This window comes from Enterococcus alishanensis (assembly GCF_019218635.1).
In the GTDB taxonomy this organism is placed as follows: domain Bacteria; phylum Bacillota; class Bacilli; order Lactobacillales; family Enterococcaceae; genus Enterococcus_A; species Enterococcus_A alishanensis.
Genome location: NZ_JAHUZB010000003.1, coordinates 404,749 through 423,027 on the forward strand (window position 1 = coordinate 404,749; position 18,279 = coordinate 423,027).

Genomic DNA, 18,279 nt, shown 5'->3' on the forward strand with positions numbered 1-18,279 from the left:
GCTGAGAGGATCATAAAAATAATGACACAAACGAAAATTGCAGTAGTTGAAGATGAAAAGGATATACGTGAATTATTATTTGAAGAATTAACTAAGCAAGGCTATCAAGTTTTAACGGCAGAAGATGGCTGGCAAGCGGAAGAATTATTTAAAAATGAAAAAGAGTTGAGCTTAGTAATTTTAGATTTGATGATGCCTGGAAAAGATGGCATTAGCCTAATGCAAGAATTACGAAAGAATAACACGGTACCGATCTTAATTTTATCAGCCAAAAATACAGAATTTGATAAAGTTGTTGGTTTAGAACATGGGGCAGATGATTATTTAACTAAACCTTTCTCGGTCTTTGAATTACTGGCCCGTGTGAAGTCAATGCTTCGGCGCAATGATCAATATAACCATGTGGTAAATAGAGCAACTGATTCGAACGATTTAGGTTTTGAATTATTACCAGAAGCTTTCTCAATTCGAAAAAATCAACAGGAGATTCAATTAACAAAAAAGGAATTCGATTTATTACAGCTTTTTGTTGATCATCCAAAGAAAATATTTACCAAATATCAATTGTATCAAGAGGTTTGGGATGACGAATTTCTGAATGATGACAATGTTTTAAATGTGACGATTCGACGCTTAAGAAAAAAAATCGAAGACGATCCTTCAAATCCTAAATATGTTGTCACAGTGTGGGGGATCGGCTATAAGTTAGGAGATAGTCAATGATTTTCTTACTACTCAGCGGAATTATTCTGCTAAGCTTAACTATTTATCTTTATCATAAGTTCTGGCAATTACAAAAAGATCTAAAAGCAGTAACTTTTGAGGTGAAAAATAGTCATGAGCATCCCAATCGTACACTTACCTATGGTTCTTCGAATAAAAATATTCAAGAACTTTTAAATAGTTTAAATATTTTTGTTGATGATCATCGCCAGTTCCAAAAAGAGTTTAATCAATTAGATAGCGCTATAAAAAATACGACAACCAATCTTTCTCATGACTTAAAGACTCCTTTAACAGTTATTTCAGGCTATACGGAAGTGCTAAAATCTAATTTAGCAGAATTAGATCAAGGGGAAATTAGCCAAAAGCTTGATAAAATCGGTCGTCAAGCCGACAAACTGACTAAGACCATTAACGGTTATTTTGATTTAAATAAGTTACAAGCTGGAGAAATGAAGCTTACAACTGAAAAACTCGATTTGGTGGAGCTTTTACGTGAAGAAATTTTAAGCTATTATGAAAAAATTGATTCTTTACAGTTGGAACTAGTGCTTGAACTTCCTGAGGAAACGATTTTTGTCTTAGGAGATAAATTGGCTTTTCATCGTATTTTTGGCAACTTAATTAGTAATGCCATAAAGTATGGGGAGGCGGGTCATTACTTGTCGATAAAAGTGTGGCAAACAACTGAACAGGTACTAGTAGAAGTCATGGATAAAGGCAAGGGAATTATGGAAGAGAATCAAGAAAAAATTTTTGAACGAATGATTACTTTAGAAGATGCAACTGATAAGAATTACAGTGGTAGTGGCTTAGGGCTAGCTATTACAAAGAAATTAGTTGAAAGCATGCAGGGGAAAATTACTGTGTATAGTCAACCTTATGTAAGAACCTCTTTTACTGTGAAATTTCCAAAAACACGATGAAAGGAACGTTTCAGAATAAAGTAAGAAATATGTCATAAGTTTCCAGCTTTATTTCGCTAAGATAGATTCAAGCAAGAGATGAGGGGGAAACAAAATGAAACAAGCATTTCAAATTACTGAGCTTTCTTATACGATGAAACAACAAAAAATTTTAGATAATATTAGTCTAACTGTCGATCAAGGCACAATTTATGGATTTTTAGGTCCCAATGGCGCAGGAAAAACGACTTTAATGAAAATGTTACTAAATCTTTTACATCCAGATACTGGTAGCATTGAGGTATTAAATCAAGCAGTAAACGAAAAATCTTATGAATATCTACGTTACATCGGTAGTATTATTGAAATCCCGGTATTTTATGACAAATTAACGGTAGTTGAAAATCTAATGTTGCAGGCTGAATATTTAGGTATCTATGACCAAAAGAAAATTGAGGAAAAACTAAAACTAGTCGATTTATATGCCGTTAAAGACAAAAGAGCGAAAGAACTTTCTTTAGGAATGAAACAGCGTTTAGCTATCGCTAGAGCGTTAATTAATGAACCAGAGCTCTTAATTTTAGACGAACCAATCAACGGATTAGACCCTTTTGGAATTAAAGAAATTCGGGAGCTACTCTTACAAATCAATCGTGAATTTGGCACAACAATCTTTATTTCTAGTCATATTATTTCAGAAATTGAATCGCTGTGTGACGTAATCGGATTTATTGATCACGGTCGACTAGTAAAACAAATGAGTTTACAGGAAATTGCAGAAGAATCAAAAAAATATATTGAAATTCAGGTAGATCAGCTGGAAAAAACAGCCTCATTATTAGATGAAGAATTGGCCATTACTAATTTTAAAGTGATTGATGAGCAAACCATTCGAGTATACGATAGTCACATTACGCAGCAGCACATCATGGAAACCTTAATTCATCACCAAGTTCAGCTTTTTAGTATTAAAGAACAAACAGGCGATTTGGAAGATTATTTTTTAAGATTAATGAATCAAGGGGAGAAAAAATGATGCGATTAATGAGATTAGAATTAAAAAGAGTACCGCTAATGAAATATATTGTGGGGATTGCCATTACAACAATCGCTAGTTTTATCTTTATTGTCTCACCATTATTTTTCTTAGAGCCAAGTGAAATAAGTTTATTGTATCCAAATGGGGATTCATACCTAGAAATGAGTGGTATTTTCATTCGTTTGATCTGTACGATTTTTGTAGGAATTTTAGTGGCGAATATTATTACAAAAGAATATGAACGAGGAACAATTGCAAATTTATTTTTATATCCGATTGCTAAAAAGAAGATTTTAATGAGTAAATTAAGCTTAGTTATTCTGCTAGCATTTATTCTTGATTTTGCTAGCCAAATTATTTTGACTTTTGCTATGACCATCTTCGTCAATCAAACACAATTTATAGATGGCACTGTAAGTAATCAAAAAATATTAGACTTTTTGATAGTTTCTGCTATTTTAATGGTTGCCACGATAGCGACAAGTATGACTTGTTTATGGGTGGGCTTGAAGACCAAATCAAGTACAGCAACAATTGTCACAGCAGTTGTGATCGGCCTAGTGGTAAATGGTAATTTGGGATCGACTGGCAATCGTCTATCTTCTAATGTCTTAGCGATGGTCATTTTTTCGCTGATTGGTTGTGGCATTGTTCTACTTAGTATTAAAAATGTTAATCGTGAAGCCGTCTAAAAAACGTTGATAAGGAATGCAGCCTCCATAAAAGAATTATCTTTTGGAGGCTGTATAACGTATCAACGTTTTTTTAGGTTGTTTTTCCTTGAATTAATTTTACTGGTAAGGAATAATTTTGTTCTAATTCTTTTTCAGGATTTTCAATTCGTTGTAGCATTAAATCTACTAATAAATCTGCAAAATCACTCATTGGTTGTGCGATCGTAGAAAGAACTGGGAAATAATTTTGAATAAATTTTGTTCCATCATAGCCGATAATTCTCATTTCCTCTGGAATTTTAATGGCTAATTCTTGGCAGATATTATGGACTAAAATGGCAGTCAAATCGTCGGTACAAAAAATGCTATCAATTTCCTCTTGAGAAAGAATTTTTTTTATCTCAATATTTTTTAAGGCGCTAGATCGTGCTTTGGTATGAAATTGAAAAATTTGCGGTGCTAGATTTTTCTCTTCAATAAATTTTAAATAACCTTGTAAACGATCATTGGTAGGGGAATCTGATTCTTGTGAACCTGTTAAAATCGCAATGTTTCGTCCACCGTGCAAGTAAAGATTTTCCGTTGCTAAGTAGCCACCTTGAAAATTATCACTACTAACAATTGGAATCCCAGCCGCTAAAAAGCGATCGAAAGAAACAATCGGCAATTCGATATTTTCATATTCTTGAATACCTAAATTATGCGCTCCAGCAATAATTCCGTCGACTTTATTTGCAGCCAACATGTTTAAATAATTACGCTCTTTTTCTTTATTATTTGCACTATCACATAAGATTGTCCTGTAGCCTAGCTCAAATAATTTTGATTCGATTTTTTCAACCAATTCGCCATAAAATGGATTTGCAACAGTTGGGAAAATGACGCCGATGAGTTGCGTATTTTTTCCTTGTAGAGAGCGGGCTAAAGAATTCGGCTGATAATTTAGCTCCTTCATGGCAACATTTACTTTATCAATTGTTTTTTTGCTGAGTGAGCCATAATTATTAATCACGCGAGAAACTGTTGTCGGCGAAACACCGGCTTTTTTTGCTACGTCTGTTAATTTAATTGCCATAATGACTCCTTATTTCATTGAACGGAGTGTCCAAAAATTTCCGGAAAAAGTTCCTTGTTTTGCTGATAACAACAAATCAGTTGTTGTTTGTGTTGGGAAAACACGAGCTGTCGCCACTTGTTTGCCACCATTTACAAAAATTTCAATCAAACTTGTATCAACGAATATCTGTAACTCCAGCGGACCTTTATCAATTGTAAAGCTCCGTTCTTGACCATATTCTTCAGCAAAAGGAATACCAACTTTTTCACGATTTATGGTCATTGTACCATTTTGTGTGTCAAAAAGGAGGGTAAATCCATGTCCTGTTTCATCTGCAAATAAAGTTAATTCCCCTTGAGTTTGTTCGTTAATGACTAAATTCAGTTCATATTGTGATAAAACGTTTTTCTTTAAAAAAACTGCTTTGGAAGATAACGAACCAGCTAGAGGAGTATTTTCTAATCTTAACTCTTTCATTTCGGCAACAGGTTTTTGTACAAGTTGCTGGTTTTCTACTGAAATTTCTTTAATCATACTTAAAACATGCGCCCAACCATCTTGATCAGAAGGATAGGAAATCTCAGGTAATCCAACCCAGCTAACTGACAAAGCACGTCCATCAGGTGTATTAAAGGCTTGTGTTGCATAGACATCAAAACCTTCATCCAGGTTTTTCAAGTCACTCGTATTGGTTAATTGATTATTTTCACTATCAAATGCGTCAGCAATCACATAGGTATTTGGATAAATATTTTGATAATTTAGTTGCTCGTGATCAATTCCTTGTGGACAAAATAGCAATACTGCATGATCATCAGTAAAAATTAAATTGGGACACTCAATCATAAAACCCATTTCTTTATCAGTAAAATTCAGCTCACCAAGTAGCTGCCAATTCATTAAATCATCAGAACGATAGGTTAGGATTTTACCATTTAAATCGGTATCTTGCGCCCCTAGCAAAATATAATAGCTTTCTTCATATAGAAAAATTTGCGGATCACGAAAATGGTCAGTATACCCAGGTTCTTGTAAAATCAAAGGCTGCTCAATTTTCTTGATTTGATTTTCTTGATTAAGCCAAGCACCCATTTGATAGCTTGAGCGTTGCCATTGATTATCACGAACATTACCGGTGTAGACTAAAAATAATTGATCATCGATCGCTATTCCAGAACCAGAATAAACCCCATGACTATCATATGAATTGTCAGGAACCAATGCTAAGTCTTCATTCTGCCAATCAACTAAATTATCAGATGTCACATGATACCAAGATTTCAAACCATGAACTGGTCCCATCGGATAAGCTTGATAAAATAAATGCCATTTCCCATTAAAATAAGAGAAGCCGTTGGGATCATTTAATAAACCAGTGATTGGTTGAATATGATAATTTAAACGCCATTTTGATTGATGCACAGTCGTGGTTAATGTTTCTAAATAAGAATCTGACCATTGTTGATAAGGTAAGTAACGTAAATCAGTGGTCCATTTTTTTATTAAATCCATGATTTTTCTCCTTTTAAGTAAGCGTCTTCTTAATAGGTATCTTAATTGCAAACTGCAAAAATGTCAAACGTTAATCAATTTGAAATTCGTCTTCTAATCCTTTTAAACAAAGAATTTATAATTATTTTAATATTTTCATAAAATATTTTTGATAAACGTTTGACAATTATCTGAAAAAATGTAATACTCTGGTTAAGAAAAACGGTTTCATTTTAAGGAGGATAATAAATGAATCACAAAAAGGTTGCAGAAGAGATTATTCAAGCTTTAGGAAAAGACAATGTCCAAGCCGCGGCGCATTGCGCAACACGCTTGCGTTTAGTTTTAAAAGATACCACTGCGATTGATCAAGAGGCATTAGATAATAATGATGATATTAAGGGGACATTTTTAGCGAATGGTCAGTATCAGATTATTATTGGCCCTGGGGATGTTGATTTTGTCTATAAAGATTTTGTCAAAATTGCCAATGTTGGCGAAGCTTCGACTGAAGATTTAAAAGCGGTTGCGGCTGATGGCAAAAAAATGAATCCTATTATGGCAGGAATAAAAGTATTATCAGATATTTTTGTGCCGATAGTACCAGCGTTAGTAGCTGGTGGTTTGTTAATGGCCATCAATAATGTATTAACGTCAGCTGGATTATTTGGTCCACAATCAGTTGTAGAAATGTTTCCAGCAGTAACTGATTTTGCTAGTATTATTAATTTAATGGCTTCCGCACCTTTTGCCTTTTTACCAATTTTGGTTGGCTTCTCGGCAACTCGACGCTTCGGTGGTAATCCTTATCTAGGTGCTGCGATGGGGATGGTCATGGTTATGCCAGACTTAATTAATGGTTATGGGGTAGCTAATGCGATTGCTGACGGGACAATGAATTATTGGCATTTGCTTGGCTTAGATGTGGCACAAGCGGGTTATCAAGGTTCAGTCCTACCAGTCTTGGTAGTTGCTTGGATTTTAGCCACTTTAGAAAAATTCTTCCATAAGAAAATTCCTAATGCTTTTGATTTTACTTTTACTCCAATGCTGGCTCTTATTATCACAGGATTTTTAACTTTTATCATTGTTGGCCCAGTAATGCGTGGAGTTTCTGACGGTTTAACGAATGGCTTGGTTTGGTTATATGATACAACAGGTGCAGCTGGGTTAGGTATATTTGGTTTATTCTATTCACCGATTGTAATCACGGGTCTGCATCAAAGTTTTCCTGCGATTGAGACTACGTTATTGGCTGATGTCGCTAGAACAGGTGGGTCATTCATTTTCCCAGTCGCTTCAATGGCAAATGTGGCACAAGGTGGCGCAGCCTTAGCAATTTTCTTTTTGACTAAAAATCAAAAACAAAAATCATTGGCTTCTTCAGCAAGTATCTCTGCTTTATTAGGAATTACTGAACCAGCAATTTTCGGCGTGAACTTAAAATTAAAATTTCCATTTATTTGTGGCATGATTGCATCAGGAATCGCTTGTGCAGTTATTGGATTTTTCCATGTTTTATCAGTTGCGATGGGACCAGCTAGTGTCATCGGCTTTATTTCAATCGCACCAAAATCAATTCCGTTCTTTATGCTAGGAATTTTGATTAGTTTAAGTTGTGGTTTTGCTTTAACTTTCTTTTATGGTCGTAACAAAATGAACGATTTGGTAACCGATGAAGTAACGGATACAGCAGCGGTTGAAATCAATGAAAGTCCAGAAAAGAATGACTTACCAAAAGATGAAACCATTGCGGCAGTTGTTAGTGGTCAAGTTGTTGCATTAAAAGATGTAAATGATCCAGTCTTTTCGACTGAGATGATGGGACAAGGTGTGGCGATTAAACCTGATGATAATACGATTTATGCTCCAGTAGATGGTCAATTGACAGTGGCTTATGATTCACGTCATGCTTATGGTATGACTAGTGAAAAAGGGGCAGAAATCTTAATTCACATTGGTTTAGATACTGTTAATTTAAATGGAAAATATTTTACTAGCTCCCGTAAACAAGGCGAATTAGTTAAAAAAGGTGATATTTTAGGAACTTTTGATCGCGAAAAAATCCTTAACGAAGGTTATGACGATACTGTCATGCTTATTATTACAAATACGATGGCTTATGGAGAAGTTGCAGTAATAGATCATCAAACGGTAACTGCAGGAACAGACATCTTAGCAGTGAGTGAAGCTTATGAAGACTAATTGGTGGAAAAAAGCCGTCATTTATCAAATATATCCTCGCAGTTTTCAAGATAGCAATGGAGACGGCATCGGTGATTTAGCAGGTATCATCAGCCGATTAGATTACTTAAAGAAACTGGGGATTGATGCAATATGGCTTAGTCCAGTTTATCAGTCACCCAATGACGATAATGGATATGATATTAGTGATTATCAGAAAATTGGTTCGGAATATGGCACGATGGAAACGATGGATCTGTTAATCTCTGAAGCGAATAAGCGCAATATAAAAATTATAATGGATTTAGTGGTGAATCATACTTCGGATGAGCATCCATGGTTTCAATCAGCATTAAAAGGTCCTGAGAGTCCATACTATGATTTTTATGTCTGGCGCAACCAACCAAATCAAATAGTTTCAAATTTCGGTGGTTCGGCTTGGGAGTATGTACCACAATTGGATCAATATTATTTACATTTGCATTCAATTAAACAACCAGATCTAAATTGGGAAAATAAAAATATGCGTCAAGCAATTTGGGATATGATGAATTTTTGGTTAAATAAAGGGATTGGCGGCTTTCGTTTAGATGTGATTGATTTGATTGGAAAAGAACCAGATCAAGAAATTACCAAAAATGGTCCCCGTCTACATGAATTACTGCAAGAAATGAACCAAAAAACTTTTGGACACTATGATGTGGTGACTGTCGGAGAAACATGGGGTGCTACTCCTGAGATTGCTCAATTATACTCCGGTGAAGAACGCCAAGAGTTGTCAATGGTTTTTCAGTTTGAACAAATAGGTTTAGATAAACAAGCTGGAAAGCGTAAATGGGATTTAAAAAAATTAGATCCGCAAGAATTACATCAGGTTTTGTCGAAATGGCAAATCGAATTAGCTGGTAAAGGCTGGAATTCTTTATTTTGGAATAATCATGATTTGCCAAGAATCATTTCTCGTTGGGGTGATGATCAGAATTTTCGTATTCTAAGCGGGAAGATGCTGGCTATCTATTTACATTTCATGCAAGGAACGCCGTATATCTATCAAGGCGAAGAAATTGGCATGATTAATCATCCCGTCACTGATATTAGTGAAGTAGACGATATTGAAAGCCGGCGAATGTATCAAGAAAGATTGGCTGCAGGATACACTAATGCTGAACTACTAGACTCAATTAATGCTAAAGGCCGAGATAATGCGCGTCATCCAATGCAATGGGATAGTAGCTCTAATGCAGGATTCACGACGGGAACGCCATGGTTACCGGTTGGAGATGCAACAGAAATTAATGTCGCTGATAGTTTAGCAGATCCTGAATCATTATTTTATACTTATCAGAAATTGATTCAACTACGCAAAAGTGAAGAGACAATTATCTCAGGGAGCTATCAAGTTGTTGAAACTGGAAACCTCCAAGTTTTAGCCTATCTGAGGGAACTGAATAACGATAAAATTTTAGTTGTTGTTAATTTTTCTGCTGAAAAACAATCGTACAAATTAAATTTTAAACCTGAAGTACGCGAATGGTTGATCACTAATTATCAAGAGCAAATCAGTGAAGACTTGAAACCTTATGAAGCTTTTGCTGTTCGTATCAAGTAAATAAAAGACTATGCCTTTATTCGGCATAGTCTTTTGTTTAATCAACTTTCTTAAAATGATACATAACCGTCGCAAAGTCTTCTTTGATGCGGGGAATTAACATACCCGCATGATTTAATTCACTGCCACTAAATTGTTCACCTGATGCTAATTCCTGATAATTGGCATGATTGTCTAGATAAATCATTTTTAAATAGTGAATCGGAACAGCAGGTTGTGCTAAACCATTAGAGTAGATTACTAATACTTCTGTTTGGTTCTTAAATAACCAAGCACTGGCAAAATTTTTATCAGGCGCTTGTAAACGATAAAACTCGCCGAATTGTAATAATTTTCGATGTTCTTTATAAAATGCAACTTGCTGACTTATTTCTATTAAATCAGTTTCTGTTTGTTTAGCTAAATCTAATTCATAACCAAAGTTACCGCTCATAGCAATCAATCCCCGGGTATTTAATGGTGTTATCCGTCCAACTTGATGATTTGGCACATCAGAAACATGGGCGCTTAACATGATTGGAGGATAAAGATAGCTATAACCATATTGAATAATTGACCGGCAAAGAGCGTCTGAGTTATCACTAGTCCAAGTTTGCGGCATATATGCCATCATGCCAGGATCGAAACGACCACCACCGCTGGAGCAATTTTCAAATAAAACCGATGGAAACTTTTGAGTTAATTTTGCTAAAATACGATAAAGTCCTAACACATAGCGATGGGAAAGCTCTTTTTGTTGTTCAGGAGGCAAGATAACATTTCCAATCTCAGTTAAATGACGGTTCATATCCCATTTTACATAATCAATTTTTGCTTCTTCTAAATGCTGACTAAGGACGTGGACCAGATAATCTTGAATCTCTTCACGACTTAAATCTAAAACCAATTGTCGCCGACCTTCAGTCATGGGATAATTCTGAACTTGCAAGGCCCAATCAGGATGAGCACGAAATAAATCACTGTTTTTTGAAATCATTTCTGGTTCAAACCATAGACCAAACTGCATCCCTAATGCATGAATTTTTTCAGATAAATCCTTCAATCCATGAGGTAACTTATTTAAATCAGTCTGCCAATCACCTAAAGAGCTGGAAGAATCATCTCGCTTACCAAACCAACCGTCATCTAAGACAAATAATTCGATTCCCAAATCTTTAGCTTTTTGTGCTTGTTCTAATAAAGCCGTTTCAGCAAATTCAAAATAATTGGCCTCCCAAGTATTTAATAAAATTGGACGTTCTTTGTTAATAAAACCGGTTGGAATTAACTCCTTTTGATAAATTTGATGGAAGGTTTGAGACATCTGGTTAAATCCTCGTTGACTATAATTCATAACAACTTCAGGCGTCTGGAATATAGCCTTTGGTTGTAGTTGCCATTCGAAATTATCTGGGTTGATTCCCATCTGTAAACGACTAGAGCCGTATTGCTCCACTTCTACTTGAGCCACAAAGTTACCGCTATAAACGAAGTGGAAAGCAAAAACTGGACCAGAAGTTTCAGTAGTTTCTGGATTTACTAAAGCCAAAAACGGCTGATGTTGTGGACTACTTGTTCCCCGACTACTTTCGATTTTTTGAATACCAGGATGTAATTTTTGCCGTGCAATATTGGCTTCACAAGTGTGAGAACCATTCAAGGTTACGAGTTCATAATCGGTACTGGGAAAATCAATTAAAAGGGAACCGGCATTTTCTAAATAAACAGTTTCGTATCCTTGATTCTCAAAATGAACATTTCGGGTAATAACTGGATAATTTTCATATAAATTATAAGTTAAAGTCATTAACAAATTTTGGTTGTGGTCCTTTAAGGTAATCGCTAGTGTAGTTACATTGTTACCACGAAGACTGGGTAAACTAGGTAGTATTTTTTTTCCTTCAGTAATTTCATGAGTGTAATAGATAAAATTAGTGACGTTTTGCCCGAAGTGATTACGAATTTGATAATTGCTGATACGGTGGTCGCCATTTCCTTGAGAGCTTGTTTCTAATGGTAAAGCATTTAAAGAAAAAGTGCGTTCTTGGCTATCAGGGTTAGTAGCAAAACCACGGTCAATCATTTGTAATTGATTACTACCAGCATAGGAAGATAAGACTGGTCCGTAGTAACGATGGGTAATATATTTGTTTTTTTCTAAACCGATAATGTAACTAATCTCTGAGTTTTTCAAGTGGAAAAATCCTTTTTCTTGATCAAATATTATTGGCATATTAAGGCTCCTTTATTTATTATATACTAAGAGTAAAAGATAATCTGAGTGAAAACAAGAATAAGAAATTGAAGAGAGGGTAATAAATTGCAAAATTTCCAACGACGATTCAACTATTTAAATCACGAAAATTTACCATTGATAATAGGATTAGGTGTGGGTCAAGGGAGTCCCGATTATTTTTGGGATAGCAATCAACGGAAAGATCATCTGATTGTTTTTCAATTTACTCTATCTGGTTCAGGTAATTTTAAAAGTGGAGGACAAGTTTTTGCTCAACAGACTGGGGATTTTTTCTTGACTGAGATTCCCAGTAAAAGTAGTTATACTGGTGAAAATTGGCAATTTATCTATTTGGAATTAACACCAATTATGCGGCAATGGGTAGAACAATCTAGTGTAGTTGTAAAAACTGCCAGTATAGAATTCCAGAATAAATTATTTAGCATGGTCGATTACTTGAAAAATGAAGAAATAGATTTGTATCAAAATGCCCGAATAGCCTTTGAATTTCTTTTGATGATTAAAGCTGAGGTAGCAAAACAAATGCAGAGCGCCAATCCTCAAGCTGAGAAATTGAGACAGTATTTAGATCAGCATTATCAAACGGATTTAAGTTTAGATCATTTAGAAATTATTTTTGAGGAATCAAAATACCGATTAATCAAGACCTTTGAAGCGGCTTATCAAGATACACCCATGGCTTATTTACGCAAAGTACGAATTTTAAAAAGTCTAGAATTATTATGGGGAAAGCAAACGATTTATCAAATTGCTGAAGCAGTTGGCTTTTCCAGCAGTAATTATTTTTCTAAGGTATTTAAGAAAGAAATGGGCCTTAGTCCGACAGAATATATTGCCAGTAAGCAAATAAAAAAAGCAGATTAATCTGCTTTAGTCGAGTTTTAGCACCATCTCGTTACCCATATCATGAATATAAACTCTACTTGGAAAGTTTATATTGGCAAATTCTGGGATATAAGGTGCTGTTACATTATCAGAAAAAGCCGGCTCAGCTTGAGAATGAACCACACTTAAAGTTTGATGTACTGGGTCTTTAAAAAAATTAAAACGTTGCGGTGAGACCAAGGTCATGCCTTTTTGCTGGCGTCTAAAAATCATATTCCATAATTCAAGTTGGATTTGTTTTGGGATAATGTCTTCAGATATTTCACTGCGGATTGGTTTATTTTGTTCGAACATTGCAGCTACCTCCTTATTGTTATTCTTATGATACCAGTTTTTTTAATAGATGCTAAGTAATTATTTTGAGTATCAAAAAAAATATAAAATGAGAAAAAAATGATTGCCAAAAACGAGCTGTTTCTTTGAGGTTAGCCTATAAATTTTGTTAATCTTAGGTTGTCAAAACGAGAAGGAGTCCCCATTATGAATAACGAAATTGAAGAATTATTACAAAAGGCTGATGCATTTACTTTAGCTACAACAGACGATGGTCAATTTCCCCATTTGATCGCTGTCTCGAGTCCAATTGAACGAAGAGATCATTATTATTTCAAATTCTATATTAACGGAGATGGTCAAACGGCAAAGAATATTTCTCGAGATCATGCCGGTACATTATTTGTGGTTGATTCGGATAATCACGAAAGTATAGCGCTAAAAGGATTTTTTATTATTGAAGAAATGACTGCTTATGAAGAGTTAGCTGCTGAAAAACTAAATGATTTTCAAAAAGGGTTAAAATATCCTAATCCGGTAATTGCTACTTTTGAAACTCTGGCGGTCAAACATTATAAAAACCGTCAAGCCCATTTCATGGATATGACGAGATAGTTAAGGCTAAACCTGACAACTTTGTCGGGTTTTTTTGATTTCGTCTTGCTATTTATTAATGAATGTCATAAATTTAAAGATGTAAATATATTTATGATAATTAAAGATAAATATTACGAATAAGGGAGGCTGTCATGAAAAAAGTAACAATCAAGCAAGTAGCAGAGCTGGCAGATGTTTCAAAAACAACAATCTCTCGTTTTTTAAATGGCCATTATGGCAATATGAGTCAAGAAACCAAACATCGAATTGAAAAAGTCATAAAAGATTTAGATTATCGTCCAAGTCGACAAGCCCAAGCTTTAAAATCAAAACATAGTTTCTTGATTGGTGTAGTGGTGGCTGATATTTCTAATATGTATGCCTCTTTACTGTTAAAAGGTGTAGGAGACGTATTAGCGAAAAATAATTATCAAATGGTGATTGTTGATTCAGCTAATTCGATTGAAAGAGAACACGAATTGATTCAAAAATTATTGGATCAAGGGGTAGAAGGGATTATTTTACAACCTTGTAGTCGCTATGCCAAACAATATCAATTTCTGTTAGACCGTCGTTTACCTTTACTTCTGGTTGACCGGCGAATCGAACCAGATCTATGTCCAGCAGTTGTAACGAATAATCATGCTTCGGTAGTAAATGTCCTTACTGAAGTTTTTAAGAAAGACTATCAACAAATTGTCGTAGTTACAGAACCTATCGCTGAAGTTACTACTAGAGAAGTTCGTTATAATACAGTCAAAGAAATGACCGAATCTGCAGGGAAAACAGTCCAATTAGTGGAGGTTACTGAAAGCTTAGATTTACGATCGATAGTCTTAAAAATGGTGAAGAATAGTAAAAAAACGTTATTATTTGCTTCTAATGGACGGGTCTTGATGGAACTTTTAACTATTTTAGCAGAAGAAAAAATTATTATTCCTGACGATTTAGGAATCACTGGTTTTGATGATTGGAAGATTACTGCTTTAGTAGGACCAGGAGTAACTAGCATTGAACAACAGTCACAAAAAATTGGTGAAGTGGCTGCTCAAAAGATGATTGATTACTTAAAAAATGGAGAAACAATTAAAGAAGAAACCATTGTACCTGCCAAATTGCGCTGGCGAAATTCAATCTAAATGATTATTCATCGAAAAAATATTTTAAATCAGAAACGAAAAACGATAAAATATCAACGTTATTTAAAAAATAATTTTACTGCGAGGGGAACCGGTTTCCAAAGCTCGCAGTTTTTTTCTGGCCAAATTTTTTGTTTTTTAAAATGAAAGCGTTTGACAAATTTAGGGAACCGGTTTACTATGAATCCATAAAGTTTATGAGAAAAGAAAGGGATGGAAGAATATGAGAGATTTAGTCTTAAATTTTTTAGTCTATGCTGATAAAGTTGCAAACGGTACCAAGCAAAGTGAATTAATAAAGGAAGCTGTTGATCTAGGTTTTAACAAAGTAGAAGTTCGTCGCGAATATTTTAATGATTTAGCTATTGAATTACCTGAAGTGAAAAAGGTAGCTGCAGAAAATAATGTTGAATTATTTTATAGTGTACCAGATGAAGTTTTTGTTGATGGAAAAATAAATCCCAAATTATCAGGGTATTTAAAAGAAGCAGAAGATACTGGCATCAAACATATTAAATGGAATATTGGTGATTTTACAGAAGAATCATCTTTAGAAGAACTTCATATGTTAACCGGTTCACCAGTAGCAATTAATATTGAAAACGACCAAACTTTAACCAGTGGAACAATTGAAGCGATTGAGACATTTATGAAAGCTATTTGTAAAGCCGATATTAATGTTGGTTACGTGTATGATTTAGGTAATTGGCGTTTTGTTGGCGAAGGTTTAGATGAAAAAGAAGCAGCAGAAAAATTAAAAGATTATGTTCGCTATATTCATGTAAAAGATGTCTCTTATCTTGATGATAAACCACAAGCTGAATTTTTAGATCACGGCGTTTTAAACTGGCGGGAAATTTTAGCAATTTTACCTCAAGATGTTCCGGTTGCCATTGAATATCCAACTACTGCAAATGATCAAATTCTTGAAGCGAAGAATCTTTTAGAGGAGGAGTAATCATGCAAGATCAACAAACTAAAATTGATCCAGAAAAATTTGCTTATCATTTTATGGATAGTTTAACGATCGATTTTTCAACTAAAAAAACCGAAGCAGCAGCAAAAGAAGCATTGGCGGGTTATCTTTCAGCATATTATTTAGCTCAAAGATTTAATAATCTAGAAAATGATTTCTTTAATGAAGAAACCGGTAAACCAATGTCGACTTATCAAAAAATTTTAAGTGAACTAAACCAATATTAGGAGGTGGCAGCGTTGGGTAGTATTATTACTGGATTATTATTAGCATTAACATTTATTATCTTTGTCGTCTACGCTATGAAAGGCGGAAACTTAACAGTTGGTTTCTTCGTAATGGCGGTTTTGTGGACCATCATTGGTTTAGTACCATTTAATGTAGCAGTCAAAGAAATTTTTACAGAGCCTGTTTTAAATTACGGGAAAACGGCCTCCTATATTATTTTTGGTTCTTGGTTTGGTCGAGTTTTAGTTGATACCGGAATTGCTGGAAGTATTTCTCGCCGAACAGAAAAAGTTGGTAAAAAGAGTCCGGTTTTAGCAACGGTTTTAATCGCTTTAGTAATTGCTTTGATTTTTACTAGTTCATACGGTGTGGGCTCTGCAATTGCTGTTGGGGTAATTTTATTTCCGATTATGTTTTCAATTGGTGTACCTAAAAATATTGCCGTTTCTGTTTTTACTTTATCAATCGGGGCAGCAATGTATGTAAACAATGTCTTGTTCGTTCAATTCCAAGTTTTCTTCCCAAAAGTTGCTTGGGGCGCTCATTACCAACGTTTTGGTTTTGTTGCAATGGCGGTTCAAATGGTAATCGTGATTTTATTTATACTATTTAATGCCAAAAAAATTCGCAACGGTAAACCATTTATTGTTGAAAGTGAGACAGTTGAAGAAGTACGTGAAGTTGCAGTTTGGACTTATATTTTACCAGTCTTACCAGTTGCATTAAGTATTTTTGCAAAATGGGATGCGGTTCCTGCCTTGTTGATTTCAATTATTATTGCTTTCCTTGCCACAGGAAATATGAAAACTTACAAAGGTTTTGTCAATATGATGAATGAAACAGCCAAACATGCGATTTCAGATATTGCTGGTTTATTAATCATGTTGTTTGTTTTAACTATGTTCCAATCAGCGGCTGTTCATGCAATGTCAGGCTTCACCTCAGTCTTCCAAAGTATCATTCCTGACAGCAAACTAGTTTTAGTCATTATTATTTTGATTATTGCACCACTAGCTTACTTCCGTGGACCATTGATGCTTTATGGTGCTGGTGCGGCAACTGCAGCAATTTTAGTTGGTACCGGGATGTTCAATCAATATTTCTTGTATGGTTTACTTGTAGTTCCTTCAATGATGGGTGTTTCAGCCGATATTACCCAATCTTGGAACTTGTGGGCGGTTCAATATTCAGAATTAGATACTAAGACATTTTTACTAACCGGATTGCCTTGGGCTTGGGTAGCTACGGCATTTAACTTAGTTGCAGCATATATTCTTTTATAAAAAATTTGAAAAGAGGTATTATTATGAGTGAGTTTTTAACGATTGGTGAACCAATTGCATTGTTTGGATCGACAGAGGTTGATAAAAGTTTGAAAGATGCCAGTAATTTCCAAAAATATTTGGCTGGCGCAGAAGTAAATGTGACTGTTGGTGTTTCCCGACTTGGTCATAGTACACAATACATTACTCGGCTTGGAAAAGATCCTTTTGGTGATTTTATTGTCGATCAGTTAGCAGAAAATAATATTGGCACAGATTATATTGATGAAACTGATGAATATTGGACGGCTTTCCAATTAAAAGACCGCGTCAGTGATGGCGATCCAAGTATTTTCTATTTTCGTAAAGGATCAGCGGCAGCGCATTTTGATAAAGCCGTTTTAGATACAATTGATTTTTCCGATGTGAAAATGGCCCATTTGTCCGGTATTTTTCCAGCAATTTCAGAAGAAGCCTTAGATGCTTTCCGCCATTTAATTACGCTATTAGAAAAAAATCATGTTCGGACTACCTTTGATCCAAATTTGCGTCCACAGCTTTGGTCAAGTCAAGAGCATATGGTGGAAACAATCAACGATTTAGCTAGTCATGCTGAAATTGTTTTACCTGGTATTAATGAAGGTGAAATTTTAGTTGGTTCAAGAGATCCTGAGACGATTGCTGATTTTTATTTGGCAAATGGTGAAGCGACTCAAACGGTGATTGTTAAATTAGGAACTGATGGCGCATATATCAAACAAAAGGATGGGACTAGTTTTACTGTGCCAGGTTTTAAAGTAGATCATGTGGTAGATACTGTGGGTGCCGGTGATGGTTTTGCGGCAGGATTAATTACGGCTTTAATTGAAGGAGAATCCTTGAAAGATGCTGTAATTCGTGCCAATGCTGTTGGTGCAATGGCTGTTCAAGCTCCTGGAGATAATGACGGTTATCCAACACCAGAAGAATTAGCAGATTTTTTAGCAAAAAATAAATAAGGT

General features: G+C 34.9%; 17 protein-coding genes. 13 read left to right on the plus strand and 4 right to left on the minus strand.

The genetic code is table 11. The features are described 5' to 3' along the window. Positions 1-21: 21 nt before the first annotated feature. The 4 genes from KUA55_RS09005 (at position 22) to KUA55_RS09020 (ending at position 3,359) form a co-directional block, all read left to right on the plus strand. The gene (locus KUA55_RS09005; RefSeq protein WP_218325867.1) at positions 22-723 is read left to right on the plus strand and encodes a response regulator transcription factor; all 702 of its coding nucleotides are present in this window, start codon (positions 22-24) and stop codon (positions 721-723) included. After that, complete coding sequence (locus KUA55_RS09010; protein WP_218325868.1) at positions 720-1,649, plus strand: sensor histidine kinase; 930 nt, start codon at positions 720-722, stop codon at positions 1,647-1,649. The genes KUA55_RS09005 and KUA55_RS09010 overlap by 4 nt, the downstream gene beginning before the upstream one ends. Positions 1,650-1,743: 94 nt before the next feature. Continuing rightward, on the plus strand, positions 1,744-2,664 hold the full coding sequence (locus KUA55_RS09015) for an ABC transporter ATP-binding protein (RefSeq protein ID WP_218325869.1): 921 nt from the start codon (positions 1,744-1,746) through the stop codon (positions 2,662-2,664). Further along, complete coding sequence (locus KUA55_RS09020) at positions 2,664-3,359, plus strand: ABC transporter permease (protein ID WP_218325870.1); 696 nt, start codon at positions 2,664-2,666, stop codon at positions 3,357-3,359. The genes KUA55_RS09015 and KUA55_RS09020 overlap by 1 nt, the downstream gene beginning before the upstream one ends. A gap of 73 nt (positions 3,360-3,432) precedes the next feature. On the opposite strand, the gene KUA55_RS09025 is transcribed toward KUA55_RS09020, so the two are convergent. Beyond that, entirely contained in the window at positions 3,433-4,416 is a 984-nt protein-coding gene (locus KUA55_RS09025) for a LacI family DNA-binding transcriptional regulator (RefSeq protein WP_218325871.1), read from the minus strand. Between the two features lie 9 nt (positions 4,417-4,425). After that, positions 4,426-5,910 (minus strand): sucrose-6-phosphate hydrolase, encoded by a 1,485-nt coding sequence (locus KUA55_RS09030; protein WP_218325872.1) that lies wholly within the window; start codon positions 5,908-5,910, stop codon positions 4,426-4,428. A 228-nt stretch (positions 5,911-6,138) separates the two neighbouring features. On the opposite strand from KUA55_RS09030, the gene KUA55_RS09035 reads away from it, so the two are divergent. Beyond that, positions 6,139-8,094, plus strand: a complete 1,956-nt coding sequence (locus tag KUA55_RS09035; RefSeq protein WP_218325873.1) for a sucrose-specific PTS transporter subunit IIBC — start codon at positions 6,139-6,141, stop codon at positions 8,092-8,094. Then, positions 8,084-9,682 (plus strand): glycoside hydrolase family 13 protein, encoded by a 1,599-nt coding sequence (locus KUA55_RS09040; protein WP_218325874.1) that lies wholly within the window; start codon positions 8,084-8,086, stop codon positions 9,680-9,682. The genes KUA55_RS09035 and KUA55_RS09040 overlap by 11 nt, the downstream gene beginning before the upstream one ends. A 37-nt stretch (positions 9,683-9,719) precedes the next feature. On the opposite strand, the gene KUA55_RS09045 is transcribed toward KUA55_RS09040, so the two are convergent. Then, on the minus strand, positions 9,720-11,894 hold the full coding sequence (locus KUA55_RS09045) for an alpha-galactosidase (protein WP_218325875.1): 2,175 nt from the start codon (positions 11,892-11,894) through the stop codon (positions 9,720-9,722). Positions 11,895-11,981: 87 nt separating this feature from the next. On the opposite strand from KUA55_RS09045, the gene KUA55_RS09050 reads away from it, so the two are divergent. Continuing rightward, the gene (locus KUA55_RS09050) at positions 11,982-12,782 is read left to right on the plus strand and encodes an AraC family transcriptional regulator (protein WP_218325876.1); all 801 of its coding nucleotides are present in this window, start codon (positions 11,982-11,984) and stop codon (positions 12,780-12,782) included. A gap of 6 nt (positions 12,783-12,788) precedes the next feature. Here KUA55_RS09050 and KUA55_RS09055 read toward each other — a convergent pair whose 3' ends face one another. Next, positions 12,789-13,097, minus strand: coding sequence for a DUF960 family protein (locus KUA55_RS09055; protein WP_218325877.1), 309 nt, complete (start codon positions 13,095-13,097; stop codon positions 12,789-12,791). Between the two features lie 186 nt (positions 13,098-13,283). Between KUA55_RS09055 and KUA55_RS09060 the strand changes: the two genes are divergently transcribed. From KUA55_RS09060 to KUA55_RS09085, 6 genes are all read left to right on the plus strand, one after another. Beyond that, a complete protein-coding gene (locus KUA55_RS09060; RefSeq protein ID WP_218325878.1) occupies positions 13,284-13,691 on the plus strand; it encodes a pyridoxamine 5'-phosphate oxidase family protein in 408 nt (135 codons plus the stop codon). 119 nt (positions 13,692-13,810) lie between these two features. Further along, on the plus strand, positions 13,811-14,812 hold the full coding sequence (locus tag KUA55_RS09065; RefSeq protein ID WP_343214718.1) for a LacI family DNA-binding transcriptional regulator: 1,002 nt from the start codon (positions 13,811-13,813) through the stop codon (positions 14,810-14,812). Between the two features lie 223 nt (positions 14,813-15,035). Next, positions 15,036-15,770 (plus strand): sugar phosphate isomerase/epimerase family protein, encoded by a 735-nt coding sequence (locus KUA55_RS09070; RefSeq protein WP_218325880.1) that lies wholly within the window; start codon positions 15,036-15,038, stop codon positions 15,768-15,770. 2 nt (positions 15,771-15,772) lie between these two features. Beyond that, entirely contained in the window at positions 15,773-16,015 is a 243-nt protein-coding gene (locus tag KUA55_RS09075; RefSeq protein ID WP_218325881.1) for a hypothetical protein, read from the plus strand. 12 nt (positions 16,016-16,027) lie between these two features. After that, the gene (locus tag KUA55_RS09080) at positions 16,028-17,299 is read left to right on the plus strand and encodes a gluconate:proton symporter (protein ID WP_218325882.1); all 1,272 of its coding nucleotides are present in this window, start codon (positions 16,028-16,030) and stop codon (positions 17,297-17,299) included. Between the two features lie 23 nt (positions 17,300-17,322). Next, complete coding sequence (locus KUA55_RS09085) at positions 17,323-18,276, plus strand: sugar kinase (protein ID WP_218325883.1); 954 nt, start codon at positions 17,323-17,325, stop codon at positions 18,274-18,276. The last annotated feature ends 3 nt before the right edge of the window (positions 18,277-18,279 follow it).